The sequence below is a fragment of the Enterococcus sp. AZ071 genome, from assembly GCF_050499065.1.
Taxonomy (GTDB): Bacteria; Bacillota; Bacilli; order Lactobacillales; family Enterococcaceae; genus Enterococcus_A; species Enterococcus_A ferrettii.
Genome location: NZ_JBIPAS010000002.1, coordinates 1,032,541 through 1,049,136, shown reverse-complemented (window position 1 = coordinate 1,049,136; position 16,596 = coordinate 1,032,541). Strand labels below are relative to the sequence as shown.

The window sequence follows — 16,596 nt, the reverse complement described above, 5'->3', positions numbered from 1 at the left end:
CAGCTCCCGCTACCTTTTACACTTGCATGGTGCTAATTACTTTTCCCAGAGCCTGTTTCAGGTCGACCAGCAGATCTTCGGTATCTTCAATGCCGACTGACAGCCGCAGCAGTCCTTCAGTCACGCCTTGCTTTTCCCGTTCTTCCTTGGGAACACAGGCATGACTCATGGTTACTGGATAAGACAGAATAGATTCCACTCCGCCGAGACTAACAGCTGCAATTGGAATTTTTAAGGCTTCAGCAAAGGTGTACACGGCTGCCTGATTTTCCAGCTCAAAGGATAGAACTGCTCCGCCACTGCTGGCTTGTTTACGATGCACCGCATAACCGGGATGACTAGGCAAACCAGGGTAGTAAACTTTCTTGACTGCAGGATGTTCCGCTAACAGCCAGCTTACTTTTTCAGCACTTTTAACACTTTGTTCCATTCTTAGGCCCATGGTTTTCATCCCTCGCATGATCAACCAGCAGTCCTCGACACTTAAAACACTGCCGAGAACCTTTTGCTGCAGCGCTATTTGTTTTGCCCATTTTTCGTCATTGATAATGACCAGACCGGCCACCACGTCACTATGTCCGTTGATGAACTTAGTCGCACTATGAATGACCACATCCACGCCCATTTCCAAAGGATGCTGGAACAGCGGCGTCATAAACGTATTGTCGATAATCGTTTGCAGCTTATTCTCCTTGGCGATGCTCACCACCCCAGCAATATCAGTGATACTTAACAAAGGATTCGATGGTGTTTCTAAATAAAGGGCTCGTGTATTCGGACGAATAGCCTGACTCCATTCATTCAGATTGGTTTCATCTACGAAGGTTACCTCAATCCCAAAGCGATTCATTACTTCATTCACCAGCTGGAAGGTCCCACCGTAAATACTCTTGCACATTACCAAATGATCGCCTTGGTTGAAGCTTAACAATACTGCCGAAATAGCTCCCATTCCTGAAGAAAAAGCAGTGGCAAATTTGCCGCCCTCAACCGCAGCAATCCCCTCTTCCAAGGCATGGCGAGTCGGATTGCCGAAGCGTGAATAAGTATATGGTTGACTATCTTTAATAGATGCTTGCTTAAAGGTGGAGCACTGATAAAGAGGAATCGAGGATGCCCCGGTTTCGTCATCAAATACTGAATAGCCGTGAATTAGTTTTGTATTGTCTTTCATTGTCTCTGCCTCCTGTGCTTTTACTCGAACAAACTCGTAAATCTACGACTTTATTCTACCATTACAGAAAACGCTTTCCGACATTGTGGATAATATTTTAGCAGAATCTCATAACTTGCTTAAACATTTCTCAGAGGGAAAAAAAGTAAAATAGAAAACAAAAAGGATTCCTTTGCGTATCTTTATGTACAAGGAGGAAATAATTATGTATTTTAAAAACGCAGTGGGTAAAGTTTATATCACTAAAGAAGCTGTTATTGTAGAAACCACTCACGCCGTCCAATGTATTACACCTAAACCGCATATTGATGAAAAAGAGGCTTTTTTAGAATTCGAGTACCATAACCAAGTGGATGTCATCTCCCAGTTGGAACATCTGTACAAAGTCTTTGGCAAATGAAAAATTAGTAAATTCAGTACTATTCTCTCCTTTTTTTTCCAATGGGACCATGCTAGAATTTAAGAAAACGGGGTAAGGAGAATGAGCATGGCACCTATTGGGTTAAAATATGAGTTTTCAGCCGCTGTTTATCATTATTCATCGTCACCGGAGATGACCGGCTGGACAATGGTTTCACTGCCAAAGGATTTAGCAGCAGCGATCAGAAATGATTTCAAAGACCGAGAAGAAGGCTGGGGTCGCATGAAAATTACCGCTGAAATTGGCAATAGCCAATGGCAAACAGCTATTTGGTTTGACACCAAGCAGGATACTTACTTGCTTCCTTTAAAAGCTGCTATTCGAAAGAAAGAAAAAATCATCGAGAATCAAATAGTAAATATTGCTATTTGGATTTAAAAAAGTGACAGCTTGCAGGTTTATTCTGCAAACTGTCACTTTTATTTTGCTCTCAATTCCATCGTCAAAAAGACCTTATCCTTCAATTGAATCCCCTCGTCATAAATCGGATGATCGTATTGTTCAATAAAGAAATTTTCCAGATGATAAGCCCGTACAAAGCCGCAGCTTTCGTAAAATCTCAAAATCCAGGGAACATCCCCAGTACCAACTAGCATGGTAGAGCCTTTCTCTTTATAATAATCCGCTACATAACTCACCAATTTCTTGCCAAACCCTTTTCCTTGAAATTGTTCGTAAGTAGCTAAGCTTTGCAGCTCATAGGTCCCTTCCCCTTCATCGGTCACCACACAAATGCTTTTTAGGTCCTCATCATACAAAGCAAATAGATCTCCTCGTTCTAAGTATTTATCAATCATATCTTCCTGTTCATCAGCTAAAAGCAATAAATCCAGAAAGTCTTTTTTATTGGTTTTGATTTGCTTGATTTCCATTTGGTTGTCCCCTTTCAGTTATCCCATTCCTTTTTTTGAAGCTTTAAAGTAAGTATAGCTTATTCCTGCAAACTTCAAAAGCGCAATCAAAATGGGATTGATAGCCCCCTAAATCAACTAACTCTAGTTTCTAACTTTACAAAACTATCACAAAGACACGGAGTTAGTATAATCAAAAAGAAAGACCCTTCAACCTGAATCGTTCTTTCGTCAAAACTTCATTTGTTTTTATTGCTGACACCACTAAGCCTTAGAAATGACTTGGCGCCTGATTTTGTGCATCCATTCATGTTCTTCAAATCAAAAATAATAGTAAGCACCTGTTTCTTTCAAGGAATCGTTTTCCCTTCAACACAAAAAAATAGGACAGCCATTACAGCTATCCTTTAGCTATAGCTTATGTTTAGCGTTGCTTGACATAAGCCTGCTATGAAATTTTGATAAGTATCAGAGTGTAAATAAAGAATTGGGCCATCTTAGGCCGGTATGCATTCATCGTTGAGGTCTTCCTCAAGATTTTCGTAGTGTTCTTTTAAGTGGTTAGGTAAAACGTTGATGGTGAATTCACCGAAGTAGTTGCGTTTCATTTCTAGTTCAATCTTAATTTGTTCTAGCTCTTGAATTGTTCTGTCGGCATTTTTGTTCATAAACATTCCTCCTGATTTTGGTTTAAGCAACTGTGCTTGGTTTTTAAGTTTTTTTGCCAAAGAGAATAGGTTTCGATTTACTGCGATTGTTGAGGTATTTTTCAGCAAAATGGATCAGACGGGTTTCGACATTTTTTTCGGCAAATTCTGGTATCACTGCAATTTCCTTAATTCTGCCTACTGAGGGAGTAAAGAGTTGTACCGATGCGGTTCCAATCATGGTGTTGTCATGAAACGCAACGAGTGTAACGTAGCGACGTTCTTTGCGGTAATTGATTTTTCGATCCAGCAATTGTTTTCTTAGATTAATCGCATCAAAGAATTCCTTGCTGTAGGTTGTACTAATGTGAATGGCGACCATAAAATTCCTCCCATCTTTGATTATTAAATGCTCATTCGTTTATTATAGACCAAAAGACAAGTTTTGTCTTCTATATTAAACGTACATTCATTTATCAGCTGCCAGCAAGAAACGCTCTTTCCTGCTAGTATTTCACTGCATCCCAGCTCATTTGAATGATTTCTTCAATCATGGACTCGTTTAAAGCTAGTGCTTCGCTGTAATAGTCCTTCACAAACTGCATGGCTGGATTAATGGTAAAGCTAGCTATGACTGTCGTATTAACATCTTTGAAGATTTTGTCTTGTTTCCCTTCGTCATAAATCGAGTGAAATTGCTGAAACAGCTCAGAAATACTTTCACTCATTTCTTCGTTTAACAAAGGAGAGCTCTGGAATTGTTCAATAAACAAAAATTCCTGCGGATTGTTCATCAAGAACTGAATAAATTTCTTCAAATACTGTCTGTAGCGCTCTTCAATTGGCGCATTTTCGTCATAGTCGGACAACACATAATCACGCATTTTTTTCTTGGCATGGTAATACAGCTTATTAATTAAATCTTCTTTGTTGTCGAAATAAACGTAAATGGTCGCCGCCGAAACATTGGCCTTTTTTGCTATTTGCGACATTGGAGTGTCGGAAAACCCTCGCTCATTAATTAGATTCATCGCTGCATGGATGATGTTATCGCGTTTAGTAAAATCTTTCTTTCTCATGTTTTCTATAATAAACGATCATTCGTTTATTGTCAATTGTTTATCCAGTGGTCTACTTCTATCATTAACAAAAAAGTTGCCCCCTGACAATAGCTTTCCTGTTCACACCGATGATTGAACGAATTCAAGCGATTGAGTTCAATCTGCTAGAGCTTAAACAAAGCCTTCGATTATTAAATCCTCCCTTGATGGATGCGATATTTTAATGGAGTTATCCCCACCCGCTTTTTAAAGGCTTGAATAAAACTGGAGGACTCGCGGAAACCTGTTTGAATCGCAATTTGTTGGATTGAATCATCTGTTTGCATCAGCTGCTGCTTGGCTTCAGAAATCCGATACTGAATCAAATACTCATAAGGTGAATAATCAGTAAATTCCTTAAAGCACCGGGTGCACTCTGTCGGTGAAATATGAGCCGCTTCCGCCATTTCCTTGATTGTGATCGCCTCCCCAAAGTGTTGATGAACAAAATCAAGCAGCTCCTGCATTCGATTCTGTTTTAATTTCAACTGTCCTTGGTTGGTTATTTCCATTTTTGTATTGGAAAGGATGGCATCCCAAATACTGCTCAACAATATAGCAAGCTTATACTCCCAGGCAAAAGTCTGCTTTTCCTGATACAGTTGCTGGATTTCAAAAAATTTATCCAACACCTCCTTTTCCCAGGGCACCTCCGGTCTAAAAATAGTGATCGGCAATAAGTATTCTCCTACGTAAGGCAACACATAGTTTTGTTCGAGTAAACTTCCCAACGAGAAACTTAGTAGTCTAGGATTGAAATTAATACTGAAGTATTCTCCTTGATCCTGCATTTCCTTCGTAACGTGCAAATACCCAGAGTTAATAAAAATCCCATCCCCTTCTCTTAATTGATACGCTCTGCCGTTAACCTGCATTGTCAGGTCGCCCTTAGCTGCAATCGTATATTGAATTTCCTCATGCCAGTGAAGATTGTTGAATCCACGTCCCACTGGAAACATGTTATAACGATTCACCGTATAAATCTCGAAAGGAAAATTGCTATCATGGTAGCGATTCTTTTCATGCAGCTGCGGTTCTTTTCCCATATGATCAGACTCCTTTTTTCCATTCTTTTCTTCATTATACCGTATTTCGCTAGTCTCTATTGGTTGGATTTCTATATTTTTTGGTGAAATAAACGAACTTTTTCAACCTTAGGCTTGGTAAGATACAAAGCATAATCAAGGAGGCGTACACGATGACAAGACTACAAAAAGAAGATTTTTCGAGCTGGTACTTGCAAACCATTCAACAAGCAGAGCTAATGTCCTATTCCGAGGTAAGAGGCTGTATCGTCTTTCGTCCCGATGGCTTTGAACTGTGGGAAAGAATTCAAGCGGAGGTAGATGCTTATCTGCGAGAGGAAGATATTCGCAATGTCTACTTTCCAATGCTCATTCCTAAAAGCTACTTTATGAAGGAAGCTGAACATGTGGAGGGCTTTGCACCGGAACTGCCTTGGGTCACCTCAGTGGGAGAAGAAGAACTAGAGGAACCTTACGCTTTACGGCCCACCTCTGAAACCATGATCGGCAAATCATTTCACGAGTGGATCAAATCTTATCGTGATTTACCTTATGAGATTAATCAATGGGCCAATGTTTTTCGCTGGGAAAAAAGAACGCTGCCGTTTTTACGGACTTCTGAATTTTTATGGCATGAAGGGCATACTGCTCATGCGGACGAAGCCGATGCTAGAAGACGAACGCTGCATGTACTGAATTTTTATGTAAAAATGCTAGAGGAATTTCTGGCAATCCCTGTGCATGCTGGGCAAAAAACACCTTCTGAACGTTTTGCTGGAGCTGTTGATACCTTTTCGATTGAAGCGATGATGAAGGATGGTAAGGCCGTACAGGCTGGTACTTCCCACTACCTGGGAACAAAATTTGCTGAAGCCTTTGATATTAAATATTTGAATCAGGAGAACCAACACACCTATGTCCATACTACCTCGTGGGCGGTTTCTACCCGGTTAATTGGAGCAATTATCATGGTCCATGGCGATGAAAAAGGACTCGTGCTTCCGCCAAAAATTGCACCGACACAAGTAATTTTGACCCCTGTTGGTCCATGGAAAAAAGAACCAAAAATTTTGGAGACTTTACATGGCATTCAATCAGAGCTTAAGGCAGCTGATCTGCGTGTGCGGCTGGACGATTCTGACAGCACACCCGGTTTTAAATTCAATAAGTGGGAACAAAAAGGGGCTGCTTTACGGATTGAATTGGGACCAAGAGATTTCGATCAAAAGCAATTTATCCTCAAAATAAGAGATTTGGATACGAAAGAGACTCACTTACTCGATCATTTGACTCCCACCTTCATCCAGCAAAAGCTCGATCAAATGCACGATCGTCTTCTAATTAATGCGCAAAATTTTGCTCGTGAAAATGAGCATTTGACTATTGAAACACTGGCCGATCTAAAGAATCACATCAAAACCTGTGAAGAAAAACAGGAAATTCCAGGATTTGTTCTAATTGGCTGGGATGGCAGTGAAGAAACCGAAAGCCGCATAAAAGAAGAAACCGGCTTTACGACGCGCAATATTCCTTTTGATCCACCAATCAAGAAGAAATATGATCTTGTCAGCGGCAAACCTGCCAAGCATACCGTTTGGATTGCCCGAGCCTATTAACTAATCATTCATCCTCTTTATTTTTTAAGAGGATGTTTTGTTCTTTTCTTATAAAGCAAAACAAATCCCCCCTTTCAAGGGTCATCCTAGAACTGATAATTTGATTCATTTTCACTAGCTGTGGTTAAAATAAACCGTTGAGAGAACACTCAGATCCCCAACTGAATTTCACGATTGAATAGGAACCTGCTATAATTAATTCAGGGGTGTTACTATGTTGCTTGGTATGTTTATGGGCCTCGTGTATTTTTTTATCGGCGCTGTGATCCTTTATTTCATTATCCGCTTGGCAGTAAGGCATGGCATTCAAGATGCTGAACGTTTGAAGAATGATTAATCCAATCAATCTCATGTCTGTATTTCTTGGATCAAATTTGAAAATTTCTCTAAGCAGCTCGACTAAGCTGCTTTTTTTGCTCATTGCATTGGTATTCGAAAACGTTTATCTTAAAATTAAAGAGTTTATCAGGAGGGATTCCATTGGCTAACGAAGACAAAAAAGATTTCAATGCCATGCTGCACAAAGAAACGGATATGCCGAAAATACAACGTGTAACCGATCAAAAAACGGTTGAACGTTATGGCGGTGAGCGAATGTTTTTTGCCCCTGCCCCAACCTATGATGCAATCATGAAGAAAATTCCCGAAGGCAAGCTGACTACCGTTGTGGATATTCGTGAGTACCTGGCCAAAGAAAATCAAGCAGATTTTACCGAGCCAATGACTGCCGGAATTTTTGTCTCTATCAGTGCCTGGGCCAGTCATCAAAGAGACACTGACAAAACACCTTATTGGCGTACACTAAAAACCAAGGGTGAATTGAACCCAAAATATCCCGGTGGTATCGAAGTCCAAAAAGAACTATTACAGGCGGAAGGACATCAGATTGTCCAAAAAGGCCGCAAAAATATTCGGTATTATGTTGAAAACTACGAAGCTGCTTTAGTAGATTTATACACTTTATTCTAGCCTTTTTACCTAGAAACCAAAAAAAGCAATGGACAATTTAAAGGAGTTTTGCAAATGAGTGCCTTATCCGATGTGCTGATTGTAATAGACTTACAAAACGGTGTCTGTCACAATGGAGCAACCGCGATTCATAATTTTGAAAATCTGGTAGAGCTGGTTAATAGGCGAATTACCTCTTACCAAGAAGAAAAACGGCCGATTATTTTTATCCAGCACTCGGATGAAGATCTAATGATAGATACTTATTCGTGGGAAATTATCTCTGAATTGATACAAAGCCCTGATAACTATTTTCTAGGTAAAACTCATGCCAATTCCTTTTACCAAACTTCTCTGCAGGAGCTGCTGACTGAGCTGAAGGTGAACTCGATTGAATTTTGCGGCGCTCAAACACAATATTGTATGGATGCAACCATCAAGTTTGCCCATGGGTTAGGCTATAAGCTTTCCTTGATGAAATCAGCTTCTTCTACTTATGATGATGCGCTGATTTCAGCAGCCGATATGATCCGTTTTTACGAAAAAATTTGGGATAAGCGTTTCTTGACTTTGCTCGAGGAATTTATGTAAAGGAGGAGATTGGATGAATTCATTTAAAGACCTAAATAATCGTTTTTTCTATATCGCCATTATTAACTTCATTTGCGCCATGTTATTAGCCTTGTTTGGCTCTGGAATTTTTTTCAGAGTGATCAGCTTTGTATTTTTCCTTATTTTTGTTCTGAACATGAACTTAGCTTCAAAAAAAGCAAAAGAGGAAGATTCTTCTGCAAAAAACCAAGGCTGATTCAGTTTCAGCCTTGGTTTTTTTTTCATTAGCAGCTGAATAACCCCGTTGAAGCGAGCTATTGGCAGCTTATTTTCGCCCATCCACCACATTAAACCGTCGGGACAGGTAGTTCTTCTTAGCACTTTTCAGTTCATCTTCATTCCAAGGTACAAAGAGCTTTCCTTCGTATTCAGCGATCAGATCCCCCTCTTGGTAAGTTACCGATAGAATATCTGTCGTAAGCAGGCAAACATTATCCAAATCATCCACATGACCAAGCTTTTCTAACTCGTATTCGGTCTCCTTATCGCAGTTCTTATGTATATCATCAAATTCAAACACCGGTTCATAGTCATCATAATCGGAGGTTTTTCCAATATGTTGGACAATTGCTTGGATTTCCATTTCATAGTCTTCATGAGTGCTTTCTTTGACAGATAAAATATGCGTAATGACAAACCCATTCTCAGATTCATCAAGATAAGAACCAATGTCAACACGTCCTGAAAAATAAATCGTTCTAATTTCCTGCAAAACTCTCACCACTTTCGCTTTGGACTATTTTTTTGTTAGGGTTTGGTCGTTTCCTTTTCCGCTAACCACATTAAAGGTAGCCAAGCGCTTTTGCTTAACTGCCTGTCTCATTGCTTCATCACTCCATGGCATGTAGATTTCCACGCCGCACTTCATGACAAAATCATTTCCTTCATACCTTAAATCGACAATATTTGCTATGTATCCATACAGTCCATCCTTCTCCAAACCCAATTGGACTACGTCTCCTACCTTAAGAAATGGATTGCCTTCAGTTTCTTTCCCTCCATAATAGCGTCTTTCATAGCCTTCCCAATAGTCCTCCACCATTCCAAACGCATGTAGAATTGATTTTGTGCCAAACTCTTGGGCGAGTACGTCTACCTTAATCTTGCCATTGCCTTGGTATTTTTTGATATCTATAATATTTGTCACAACAAACAATCGTCCCTCGTGCTCAAACGTTTCACCAACCCCGACGGTTTCTGATCGTACCAAAGTAAAAATTTTGTGCATAGCCTTCTTTCCCTTCGTACTTTATTTTTTTATTGGGACTAAACCCTTTGCTAATTTCTCATTATTCTTTGTTAGTAGTCATTTTGTGAGTGCTTACTTTGTAATGATACAAAAAAGTTGCCTAGCTGTCATGTAATTTTTGATTTTTTTTACTTTTATTTTTTCTAAGTATTTAAAATAGTCCTCACCCTTATGCTTGAGGAAAGAACTATTCATTCCACTGAAATTATGGACCTAGATCTTTACCAACTCAACTTTAAATAATGAAACTTTACACACCAATCTCCCTCGTAAGGCTGCTGCTTTGTGGGAGACTCTTCCAATGATTATCAAAACCCACGCTTTATCGGAATAGAATTCTCGGTTGTTTATGGCACAAAAAGGGTTGTTTAGGACAAACCAAGCTCTTCTTCTAATTACAGTACTATAATTGAAAAAGAAAAAGAAGGGAGCAGTTAAAATGTACGAGTACCGATCAGAAATTCTAATCGCAAAGATGAAATGGTTGTCCGACAAAGCCAATGAAGATGATCTATATGAATTAGATCAACTTATTAATCAGCGGGCAAAAGAGGGCTGGGAGCTTGCCACTTACTCTTACATGTCAACGTCATTACAAGTGAAAGGTGCTACCTTGATCACCTTCAAAAAGTTGATTGAATAATGAAACACTCGTCAGATATTTTCTATCTGACGAGTACTTTTGTAAGTAATCAACTGTTTTTGAATAGGTAATCCTTTCAAAAAATATTTACAACACTTAGCCCATCATGTATGATTTTTATAAAAGGAGCGTGAAAAGTATGGCCTCATTCAATTTCTTCAAAGAGTATTTTGGTTTACTTGCACTAACGTTTATCTTTTTTATAATGAATTCAACAAATTATTTAGCCTTTCTTCCAATTGCTTTGATCGAATTGCCTATCACAATCGTATTCTTCCTTTTGAGAAAGAATAGACAAAAAAGCAATTGTTTTTCCGCTAAATAACCTGTCATCCATGCTCGTAAAAAAGTCTGAAAGAGATTTGTAAACTGCTTGAGACTCCTAGGAAAGACACGAATGGGTAAAAAATCTTATCCTGAATAGACCTTGCTTGCAAGCCAACTTTTACAAATAATAAGCATCTGCTATTCTTAATTGTTTCTTCACTCATCAGGAATTAAAGCTCTTATCTGCCTCGCATGATTGTCGGCAAATACTTCTTTTTCCAAATAACTACCCACTGTTCGCTTAGTTTGAACATGATGCCCTACTTCATGCAACACCGTCCGATACAATTGTGTGCTTCTCACGGACTGCAAGCTGCTTTTTACCATAACCTTTTTGCCTATCCGCCGAATCTCGTGTCCTTCCTTGCCCAGCTGATCCAACTCCCTTTGGAAAAACAGTGAAACATCACTTACTTTTAAAACTATTTCTTTCGCAGGATTCACCGCTTCAATAATGATTGCTGGTTGCACTGTTCCCTGATAGTTAAATTCATAAACAAATCTCCCCCAACAAGGAGACAGAATCGTTTCCTTTTTCTTAGGCTGACGTAAAATAAACAAACTAAGCCCTGTCAAATCCTCGACAGGACAATAAGTTAACACTCTGCAAAGGTCGTCAACCGTGCAAGCATAGCTGTAACCACTACTTAATTTTTCCACCAAAAATGTAACTCTCTTACCATTTATCTTTTTCTGAACAGTTGCTTGAAGGTTGAGGTTTTCATAAAAAGACAGCCGGTTTTCAGCAGGTATATTAAACGGATTCTGCCGCTTAAATCCTGATTTTTTAGTTCCGGCATTTCGATTTCGCTTTGTGGGTCTTCTGTGATTTGGCATCATGCTATCACCTCTTTATTGTGTACGTTTAGCTAGATCTATTTTACCATTTTGAAAAAACGCTATCAATCCTATGAAAATAGCAATCTTGGCGGCCTAGACATTAATTTTGACAGCTCGTGAATTTCCCTACTTACCCTGCGAACCCGCTAAAATTACTTTATCATCTGCCTACTTCTTTTTTATCATAGAAACTTTTGGTTTTTCTGCTCCTTATTCTCCCTTACTGTGTTAAAATTTATCCATCAGATTTAAAGGAGATTATCATGTTTTATATTGGAATTTTTGTATTCTTGCTCTTAGCTGTCAACTTTTTTTACCGGGTGATTAATCTATTTATAAAAATAAACAGACAAGCTTATTCACAAGACACTACACACACATTCAAATGCAGTACCTGCAATCAGTCCTATACCCTGACAGGACCAGAAACAAAGAAGCTGGTCAAAGGTGCTGTTGTAACAAAAAAATCCACACCACGAAGCAGAACTACTTTTTACCAATTCAGGTGTCCTCAATGTGGAAGCTATTCCAATCAAGAAAAGATATTTGATATTAATACGACGAAAGGATTAGGCACTGTAAGAGCTCAAATTGATTCTGATCAATTGCCGCTTGTCATTGATTTCCTATTGAAGGGGGTTCTGCCAATCTTTCTAGCCATGCCCTTTCTAAATCTCATTATCAGATAAACAGTGTGTCTTTCTACTCACTGTTGATATCGAATCAAACAAATGAATCGTTTTATCAATGGAATTAGAAAATACTAATGCTTAAAATCTCAAATAATAAAAATATCCAGGAGGCGAACCATGATAACCATTCAAGAATTTTACCCAACCTATTCTGAAGAGCTGATCAGCAAACTTGAAGAACTTCAAAATTTGATTTGGACTGTTGCAAAGGAACAGAAAAAAACGATAAGTGAAAGCTCTAAATGGGGACAGCTTTCAATCGTTTCTGAAGATGGCACGCCAATCCGTATAGCTAAATTTTCGGACAATGAGATTGCTCTATTTGTTCACTGTCAAACTACCTTAATCGAGACCTGGAAAAATTTGTTTCCCGATCGCCTTTCTTTTTCGGGGAATCGAGCAGTAATAGTCTCTGTTGACTCTCCACTTCCCGCTTCAGAATTACAAGTTTGCATTGATATGGCGTTAAACTATCATGCTCGTAACAAGCGACTCTAATTTTTAGTATTATTCAGCTCTTTATAAAGCTGGAATCGGACAGAATTTGGCACTGATCTTTCCCATTTAACAAAAGTCATTTCAGCAGTTGAATCCTCTCATCAATGCTATAATACGTAAAAAAACAGAGAGGAGAACATGCGATGAAATACTTGCAGTTGACTACTTGGAAATTAATGCTTACAATATTCGCCCTGCTTCTTTTTTTAAGCGGCTGTCAGTCCCACTCTCAGAAGAGTAAATCAACTGACACCACTACTGTGTCTACAGCGGAAATGACTACTGTTGAAGCTTCGACCCAACAGAAAGAAGACACGGTTTCTACCACCCAATCAAAGGAGGATACAGCGATGAACTCCCCTTCAGGAAGCCTGATTGAAGCTGTTTCGGCTAACAATCTTGATAAAACAAATGACATTCTCAGCTCTTCCAATTATCCGATTGATGAGATGAATGAAAAATCTGAGACCTCCTTATTGATCGCTGTTCACAATAATCAAGTAGCTATTGCCAAAGCTTTAATTGATTCAGGTGCCGATATTAACAAACAGGATGGAATACAAGACAGCCCTTACCTCTATGCTGGAGCAGAAGGAAGAACAGAAATTCTAGCTTATATGCTTGCTCATGCAACGCCTAACCAATCCATCACTAACCGATTCGGCGGAAATGCACTGATTCCAGCTGCGGAAAAAGGCCATCTAGAAAACGTAAAAATTCTTTTAGCCGACAAACGAGCAGCTATCAATCACCAAAATAATTATGGCTATACAGCCCTGATTGAGGCCGTAGCATTACGCGATGGATCACAGGTTTACCAAGATATTGTAGCTGAATTATTAAGAAACGGTGCCGATCCAACCCTCGTAGACAACTATGGGAAATCTGCCCTCGATTATGCCAATCAATTAGGTTATGGCAATATGGCTAGAATGCTTCAAGAAGCAATCAAGTAGTCTATTAGAAAAATTATTTTTTGTGGTTATCTCAGGCGTTCGCAGTCATTTAAATCGTTGGTATTGTACTAAAGGCTCAAAATTTCATGTATAATACTCTTCAAGCAGCAGCATATTTTTATTGAAGAATACTACAAAGGGAGTTTTTCTATGAGCAGAATGAAGGATGTACTAAATCACTTTGAAAGTGAAGCGTCAGAGTTTGATTCGATTATTACAAAATTAATTCCAGACTATAATCAAATGTGCACTATCTTACTAGAATTTATTCCGTACACGCCAGAAGATACCTTCTCCTTTATTGATTTGGGCACTGGAACGGGAACTTTAGCAAAACGAATTAAGGATAAATTTCCCAATTCTTCAGCGACCTGTGTCGATATTTCCAGCAACATGTTAACAATTGCTGAACAAAAATTAGGGAGTACTGCTGAATTTATTCAAAGTGATTTTTACTCCTTTGAGTTCGATAAATCTTACGATCTAATTGTTAGCTCCTTGGCCCTGCATCATATTGAATCTAATGAGGAAAAATCCGACTTTTATAAAAAAATTTTCAATGCGTTGTCTCCTACAGGTACCTTTCTCAATATTGATGTTTTGCTAGGTGCAAATGATTTCATTCAACAAAAATACCTTAACAACTGGAAAAACTTTATGCTTAAGAGCGCCTCAAAAGAAGAAGTCGAAGAAACGTGGTTAAAAAATTATCATTCAGAAGATCGGCCTGCTTCTTTGTTTGATCACTTTATCTTATTGAATGATGCCGGATTTACTGAGATTGATTGTTTGTACAAAAGCTATAATTATGGCGTTTATATGGCCGTAAAATAGTTTCAATGCTGAGCGATTATGCTAATCGCTCTTTTTTGTCGTTCAATCAACTAGCACGCAGCTTTTTAAGGGGTTCCTAATGATCGTTCAATAGTACACTCTGTGTCAATCAGCTACCTAATTGGCATCCGCCGAGCCTCCCTTTGATTTTCTTTATAAACTATCAAAGTGACCTTACTAATTTTCCCCGTTCGTTTCTCTTTCAATCTCTTATTTATAGAAAATGACCTATCTTTTTGAAATCGTTTGTTCTATAGTGAAATCAAAAGGTGGGGATATTTTGAAGGGTATTAACGATAACTTTATATTGGTCCTTATCAATTGATGTAGGAGGCTGTAATGGTCTTTCGGTATCATCACTCATGAATAAACTCGTCAATGCGCACTTTAAAGCTCCTGTTTTAGCCTCATAGACTGCTTTATCCCCTGAGTCTTGTCCGTCACCGTAACCTTTCATTTTCACTGATTCGCCGCTTTAGCATCAAAAATTGTATATTCAACTTCTAAACTTACTAATTGCTGGCTCTCGTTTTTCGCTGAAATTTGGGTAATAGTTCTACTCAATTCGTTTGGGATCATTTGAAGACCTCTCTCAGTCATTTCTTTTTTCGCTACATCCTTAATATCGCTTTCTAGTGCGTAATCATAATGGTGAAAATCATTGTGTCCATTCTTTGGAATCCGATCAATTGTTGACGTAATATCGACAAGCTTAGTCATCAGATTCTTTTAGGGGTTCTCGATTGTGTCTGACATTTTATCCCTCCTGTACTATAGTTTAGAAAATTCTATTTTATTTGCGACTTACTACTTGGCGGTGGAAGTCGTTTTTTTCATTACTGCTATATGCTGCTTAGATAAGATTGTGGCCTTATTATATTTCCACCAGCGGTCAGTACAGATTCTTCCAATTCTCAATATTTCTTTTCGTTCAATTTTCAATGACTCGCCCTTCACGCCTTTATATGAGCATCACATTTACGATCTGATCCAACCCTAAGGTACCTAAGTAGATAAAACCGTACATTAAGTTTAGATAGGTCAACCCGATTGCTATTACGATTAATACAAATGCTCCAGCAATGTTTATTCTTCGTTTCATTCTAGTTCCTTTTTTACTTAATCCCAATGATCCATGATGTCGTTACAAATTTTTATTTCCTTATCTGCTTGCCAGTACCTTTTATCTTTAATGGAAATATCGTTATTCTTTATATACTCCTTTACTTTTCTCCTGTCTGGATTAACATCTGGTATAATCTCTCAACCTTCTTTTTTTATAATTAGTAAGGTAATTCGACAGAAAATTTAAATTCCTGTTGACATTATGTAGAAAGTTTTATACTATTTAGGCATACTGAAATAAGATTACAACACTCCATTTTATTGCATCCGGTCGCCAAACTAGTGCTATTTAAGGGACTTTTTAACTTGATTTTTTTCTGTCAAACTAACTTACACACTCAGTTTATTACGAAACTTTCTACACAAAAAGCATTTGTGTTGATTTTTTTGTAATATTGTTGAAAGCGTAACTAGGAGGAGCCTTTATGACTTTATTCGAGAGAGTTTCTACACTTTCAAAAAAACAAGGTAAAAGTCTAAAAGTTATTGCTGAGGAATTAGGACTTAGTCGACACGCGTTTTATTCATGGAAGACTAGCAGTCCAAAAGCTGAATCGTTGGAGAAAGTAGCTAATTATTTTGACGTTTCTGTCGACTATTTACTGGGACGTACCAACAATCCTAATACGCTTAATAATGCAAAAGTCGACTCTGAAGATGAATATGAGCAAGAACTTTTAATGATGTTCCGCAAAGGTGAAAAGGAAGTCACTCCTGAGAAGCGTGATCTTTATAGAAAACAAGTTAAGGACCTAATGAGCTTCGTTTCAAAGACATTGAAAGAATTAGATGAGGATCATGATAAGTAGGAAGTGTTGTTAGTTGGAAAACCAAAAGCGGGATCGCTTAGTGTTAACAAATTTATTGGTAAATCAATTTTTGAGGAAAAATAATATAGAACCTAAACAGTATTTTTTCGAAGTTTTGTATCTTCTTATGTAAAAGAGAATAGAATCAAAGTAGTATCGGGTATTCCTACGATTGACGAAGAATTTTTCCTAGGGGGCACAGTTAGGAGTAAAAAAAGTATATGCTTCT

Annotated in this window: 24 protein-coding genes; 13 read left to right on the top strand and 11 right to left on the bottom strand. The window is 38.3% G+C overall.

The window, feature by feature from the left end:
- Window positions 1-16: 16 nt before the first annotated feature.
- Complete coding sequence (locus IGI49_RS23515; protein ID WP_429965210.1) at window positions 17-1,174, bottom strand: trans-sulfuration enzyme family protein; 1,158 nt, start codon at window positions 1,172-1,174, stop codon at window positions 17-19.
- A gap of 205 nt (window positions 1,175-1,379) precedes the next feature.
- Here IGI49_RS23515 and IGI49_RS23510 point away from each other — a divergent pair, with 205 nt between their 5' ends.
- Window positions 1,380-1,574 (top strand): hypothetical protein, encoded by a 195-nt coding sequence (locus IGI49_RS23510; RefSeq protein WP_429965211.1) that lies wholly within the window; start codon window positions 1,380-1,382, stop codon window positions 1,572-1,574.
- Between the two features lie 87 nt (window positions 1,575-1,661).
- Entirely contained in the window at window positions 1,662-1,973 is a 312-nt protein-coding gene (locus IGI49_RS23505) for a DUF1905 domain-containing protein (protein WP_207703748.1), read from the top strand.
- Window positions 1,974-2,014: 41 nt separating this feature from the next.
- Here IGI49_RS23505 and IGI49_RS23500 read toward each other — a convergent pair whose 3' ends face one another.
- From IGI49_RS23500 to IGI49_RS23480, 5 genes are all read right to left on the bottom strand, one after another.
- Complete coding sequence (locus IGI49_RS23500) at window positions 2,015-2,467, bottom strand: GNAT family N-acetyltransferase (RefSeq protein ID WP_429965212.1); 453 nt, start codon at window positions 2,465-2,467, stop codon at window positions 2,015-2,017.
- A 476-nt stretch (window positions 2,468-2,943) separates the two neighbouring features.
- Window positions 2,944-3,114 carry a hypothetical protein gene (locus IGI49_RS23495; protein WP_207702618.1) on the bottom strand — a complete coding sequence of 57 codons (171 nt, stop codon included), beginning with the start codon at window positions 3,112-3,114 and terminating at the stop codon, window positions 2,944-2,946.
- 43 nt (window positions 3,115-3,157) lie between these two features.
- The gene (locus IGI49_RS23490) at window positions 3,158-3,475 is read right to left on the bottom strand and encodes a GNAT family N-acetyltransferase (RefSeq protein WP_429965213.1); all 318 of its coding nucleotides are present in this window, start codon (window positions 3,473-3,475) and stop codon (window positions 3,158-3,160) included.
- Window positions 3,476-3,599: 124 nt separating this feature from the next.
- The gene (locus IGI49_RS23485) at window positions 3,600-4,172 is read right to left on the bottom strand and encodes a TetR/AcrR family transcriptional regulator (RefSeq protein WP_429965214.1); all 573 of its coding nucleotides are present in this window, start codon (window positions 4,170-4,172) and stop codon (window positions 3,600-3,602) included.
- A gap of 173 nt (window positions 4,173-4,345) precedes the next feature.
- On the bottom strand, window positions 4,346-5,239 hold the full coding sequence (locus IGI49_RS23480) for an AraC family transcriptional regulator (RefSeq protein WP_429965215.1): 894 nt from the start codon (window positions 5,237-5,239) through the stop codon (window positions 4,346-4,348).
- Between the two features lie 152 nt (window positions 5,240-5,391).
- Between IGI49_RS23480 and proS the strand changes: the two genes are divergently transcribed.
- The 5 genes from proS to IGI49_RS23455 all read left to right on the top strand — a co-directional run bounded on the left by proS (window position 5,392) and on the right by IGI49_RS23455 (window position 8,590).
- A complete protein-coding gene (gene proS / locus IGI49_RS23475) occupies window positions 5,392-6,834 on the top strand; it encodes a proline--tRNA ligase (RefSeq protein WP_429965216.1) in 1,443 nt (480 codons plus the stop codon).
- Window positions 6,835-7,048: 214 nt separating this feature from the next.
- Window positions 7,049-7,171 carry a hypothetical protein gene (locus IGI49_RS23470; protein WP_429965217.1) on the top strand — a complete coding sequence of 41 codons (123 nt, stop codon included), beginning with the start codon at window positions 7,049-7,051 and terminating at the stop codon, window positions 7,169-7,171.
- Window positions 7,172-7,314: 143 nt separating this feature from the next.
- Window positions 7,315-7,803 (top strand): MGMT family protein, encoded by a 489-nt coding sequence (locus IGI49_RS23465; RefSeq protein ID WP_207702613.1) that lies wholly within the window; start codon window positions 7,315-7,317, stop codon window positions 7,801-7,803.
- Between the two features lie 54 nt (window positions 7,804-7,857).
- On the top strand, window positions 7,858-8,373 hold the full coding sequence (locus tag IGI49_RS23460) for a cysteine hydrolase family protein (protein ID WP_429965218.1): 516 nt from the start codon (window positions 7,858-7,860) through the stop codon (window positions 8,371-8,373).
- 13 nt (window positions 8,374-8,386) lie between these two features.
- A complete protein-coding gene (locus IGI49_RS23455) occupies window positions 8,387-8,590 on the top strand; it encodes a hypothetical protein (protein WP_429965219.1) in 204 nt (67 codons plus the stop codon).
- Between the two features lie 69 nt (window positions 8,591-8,659).
- Here the strand turns inward: IGI49_RS23455 and IGI49_RS23450 are convergent, their stop codons facing one another.
- Both IGI49_RS23450 and IGI49_RS23445 read right to left on the bottom strand, forming a co-directional pair.
- Entirely contained in the window at window positions 8,660-9,106 is a 447-nt protein-coding gene (locus IGI49_RS23450) for a hypothetical protein (protein WP_429965220.1), read from the bottom strand.
- Window positions 9,107-9,130: 24 nt separating this feature from the next.
- Complete coding sequence (locus tag IGI49_RS23445; protein ID WP_429965221.1) at window positions 9,131-9,622, bottom strand: hypothetical protein; 492 nt, start codon at window positions 9,620-9,622, stop codon at window positions 9,131-9,133.
- A gap of 460 nt (window positions 9,623-10,082) precedes the next feature.
- On the opposite strand from IGI49_RS23445, the gene IGI49_RS23440 reads away from it, so the two are divergent.
- Complete coding sequence (locus IGI49_RS23440) at window positions 10,083-10,286, top strand: DUF4177 domain-containing protein (RefSeq protein ID WP_207702608.1); 204 nt, start codon at window positions 10,083-10,085, stop codon at window positions 10,284-10,286.
- Between the two features lie 483 nt (window positions 10,287-10,769).
- Here the strand turns inward: IGI49_RS23440 and IGI49_RS23435 are convergent, their stop codons facing one another.
- Window positions 10,770-11,453, bottom strand: a complete 684-nt coding sequence (locus IGI49_RS23435; RefSeq protein ID WP_429965222.1) for a hypothetical protein — start codon at window positions 11,451-11,453, stop codon at window positions 10,770-10,772.
- Window positions 11,454-11,716: 263 nt separating this feature from the next.
- On the opposite strand from IGI49_RS23435, the gene IGI49_RS23430 reads away from it, so the two are divergent.
- The 4 genes from IGI49_RS23430 to IGI49_RS23415 all read left to right on the top strand — a co-directional run bounded on the left by IGI49_RS23430 (window position 11,717) and on the right by IGI49_RS23415 (window position 14,433).
- Window positions 11,717-12,142, top strand: a complete 426-nt coding sequence (locus tag IGI49_RS23430; protein WP_429965223.1) for a hypothetical protein — start codon at window positions 11,717-11,719, stop codon at window positions 12,140-12,142.
- Between the two features lie 120 nt (window positions 12,143-12,262).
- The gene (locus tag IGI49_RS23425; RefSeq protein ID WP_429965224.1) at window positions 12,263-12,643 is read left to right on the top strand and encodes a DUF1801 domain-containing protein; all 381 of its coding nucleotides are present in this window, start codon (window positions 12,263-12,265) and stop codon (window positions 12,641-12,643) included.
- 143 nt (window positions 12,644-12,786) lie between these two features.
- Window positions 12,787-13,599 (top strand): ankyrin repeat domain-containing protein, encoded by an 813-nt coding sequence (locus tag IGI49_RS23420; RefSeq protein WP_429965225.1) that lies wholly within the window; start codon window positions 12,787-12,789, stop codon window positions 13,597-13,599.
- 150 nt (window positions 13,600-13,749) lie between these two features.
- Window positions 13,750-14,433 (top strand): class I SAM-dependent methyltransferase, encoded by a 684-nt coding sequence (locus tag IGI49_RS23415; RefSeq protein ID WP_429965226.1) that lies wholly within the window; start codon window positions 13,750-13,752, stop codon window positions 14,431-14,433.
- 459 nt (window positions 14,434-14,892) lie between these two features.
- Here IGI49_RS23415 and IGI49_RS23410 read toward each other — a convergent pair whose 3' ends face one another.
- Together IGI49_RS23410 and IGI49_RS23405 are read right to left on the bottom strand one after the other, a co-directional pair.
- Complete coding sequence (locus tag IGI49_RS23410; RefSeq protein WP_429965227.1) at window positions 14,893-15,153, bottom strand: hypothetical protein; 261 nt, start codon at window positions 15,151-15,153, stop codon at window positions 14,893-14,895.
- Window positions 15,154-15,394: 241 nt separating this feature from the next.
- Window positions 15,395-15,535 carry a hypothetical protein gene (locus IGI49_RS23405; RefSeq protein WP_429965228.1) on the bottom strand — a complete coding sequence of 47 codons (141 nt, stop codon included), beginning with the start codon at window positions 15,533-15,535 and terminating at the stop codon, window positions 15,395-15,397.
- A gap of 448 nt (window positions 15,536-15,983) precedes the next feature.
- Between IGI49_RS23405 and IGI49_RS23400 the strand changes: the two genes are divergently transcribed.
- Window positions 15,984-16,367, top strand: coding sequence for a helix-turn-helix domain-containing protein (locus tag IGI49_RS23400; RefSeq protein WP_429965229.1), 384 nt, complete (start codon window positions 15,984-15,986; stop codon window positions 16,365-16,367).
- The last annotated feature ends 229 nt before the right edge of the window (window positions 16,368-16,596 follow it).

Excerpts from the sequence above, each read along its gene's own strand:
- IGI49_RS23515 (WP_429965210.1), bottom strand. The coding sequence starts at position 1,174 with ATGAAAGACAATACAAAACTAATTCACGGCTATTCAGTATTTGATGAC.
- IGI49_RS23510 (WP_429965211.1), top strand. The coding sequence starts at position 1,380 with ATGTATTTTAAAAACGCAGTGGGTAAAGTTTATATCACTAAAGAAGCT.
- IGI49_RS23505 (WP_207703748.1), top strand. The coding sequence starts at position 1,662 with ATGGCACCTATTGGGTTAAAATATGAGTTTTCAGCCGCTGTTTATCAT.
- IGI49_RS23500 (WP_429965212.1), bottom strand. The coding sequence starts at position 2,467 with ATGGAAATCAAGCAAATCAAAACCAATAAAAAAGACTTTCTGGATTTA.
- IGI49_RS23495 (WP_207702618.1), bottom strand. The coding sequence starts at position 3,114 with ATGAACAAAAATGCCGACAGAACAATTCAAGAGCTAGAACAAATTAAG.
- IGI49_RS23490 (WP_429965213.1), bottom strand. The coding sequence starts at position 3,475 with ATGGTCGCCATTCACATTAGTACAACCTACAGCAAGGAATTCTTTGAT.
- IGI49_RS23485 (WP_429965214.1), bottom strand. The coding sequence starts at position 4,172 with ATGAGAAAGAAAGATTTTACTAAACGCGATAACATCATCCATGCAGCG.
- IGI49_RS23480 (WP_429965215.1), bottom strand. The coding sequence starts at position 5,239 with ATGGGAAAAGAACCGCAGCTGCATGAAAAGAATCGCTACCATGATAGC.
- proS (WP_429965216.1), top strand. The coding sequence starts at position 5,392 with ATGACAAGACTACAAAAAGAAGATTTTTCGAGCTGGTACTTGCAAACC.
- IGI49_RS23470 (WP_429965217.1), top strand. The coding sequence starts at position 7,049 with ATGTTGCTTGGTATGTTTATGGGCCTCGTGTATTTTTTTATCGGCGCT.
- IGI49_RS23460 (WP_429965218.1), top strand. The coding sequence starts at position 7,858 with ATGAGTGCCTTATCCGATGTGCTGATTGTAATAGACTTACAAAACGGT.
- IGI49_RS23455 (WP_429965219.1), top strand. The coding sequence starts at position 8,387 with ATGAATTCATTTAAAGACCTAAATAATCGTTTTTTCTATATCGCCATT.
- IGI49_RS23445 (WP_429965221.1), bottom strand. The coding sequence starts at position 9,622 with ATGCACAAAATTTTTACTTTGGTACGATCAGAAACCGTCGGGGTTGGT.
- IGI49_RS23440 (WP_207702608.1), top strand. The coding sequence starts at position 10,083 with ATGTACGAGTACCGATCAGAAATTCTAATCGCAAAGATGAAATGGTTG.
- IGI49_RS23435 (WP_429965222.1), bottom strand. The coding sequence starts at position 11,453 with ATGATGCCAAATCACAGAAGACCCACAAAGCGAAATCGAAATGCCGGA.
- IGI49_RS23430 (WP_429965223.1), top strand. The coding sequence starts at position 11,717 with ATGTTTTATATTGGAATTTTTGTATTCTTGCTCTTAGCTGTCAACTTT.
- IGI49_RS23425 (WP_429965224.1), top strand. The coding sequence starts at position 12,263 with ATGATAACCATTCAAGAATTTTACCCAACCTATTCTGAAGAGCTGATC.
- IGI49_RS23420 (WP_429965225.1), top strand. The coding sequence starts at position 12,787 with ATGAAATACTTGCAGTTGACTACTTGGAAATTAATGCTTACAATATTC.
- IGI49_RS23415 (WP_429965226.1), top strand. The coding sequence starts at position 13,750 with ATGAGCAGAATGAAGGATGTACTAAATCACTTTGAAAGTGAAGCGTCA.
- IGI49_RS23410 (WP_429965227.1), bottom strand. The coding sequence starts at position 15,153 with ATGACTAAGCTTGTCGATATTACGTCAACAATTGATCGGATTCCAAAG.
- IGI49_RS23405 (WP_429965228.1), bottom strand. The coding sequence starts at position 15,535 with ATGAAACGAAGAATAAACATTGCTGGAGCATTTGTATTAATCGTAATA.
- IGI49_RS23400 (WP_429965229.1), top strand. The coding sequence starts at position 15,984 with ATGACTTTATTCGAGAGAGTTTCTACACTTTCAAAAAAACAAGGTAAA.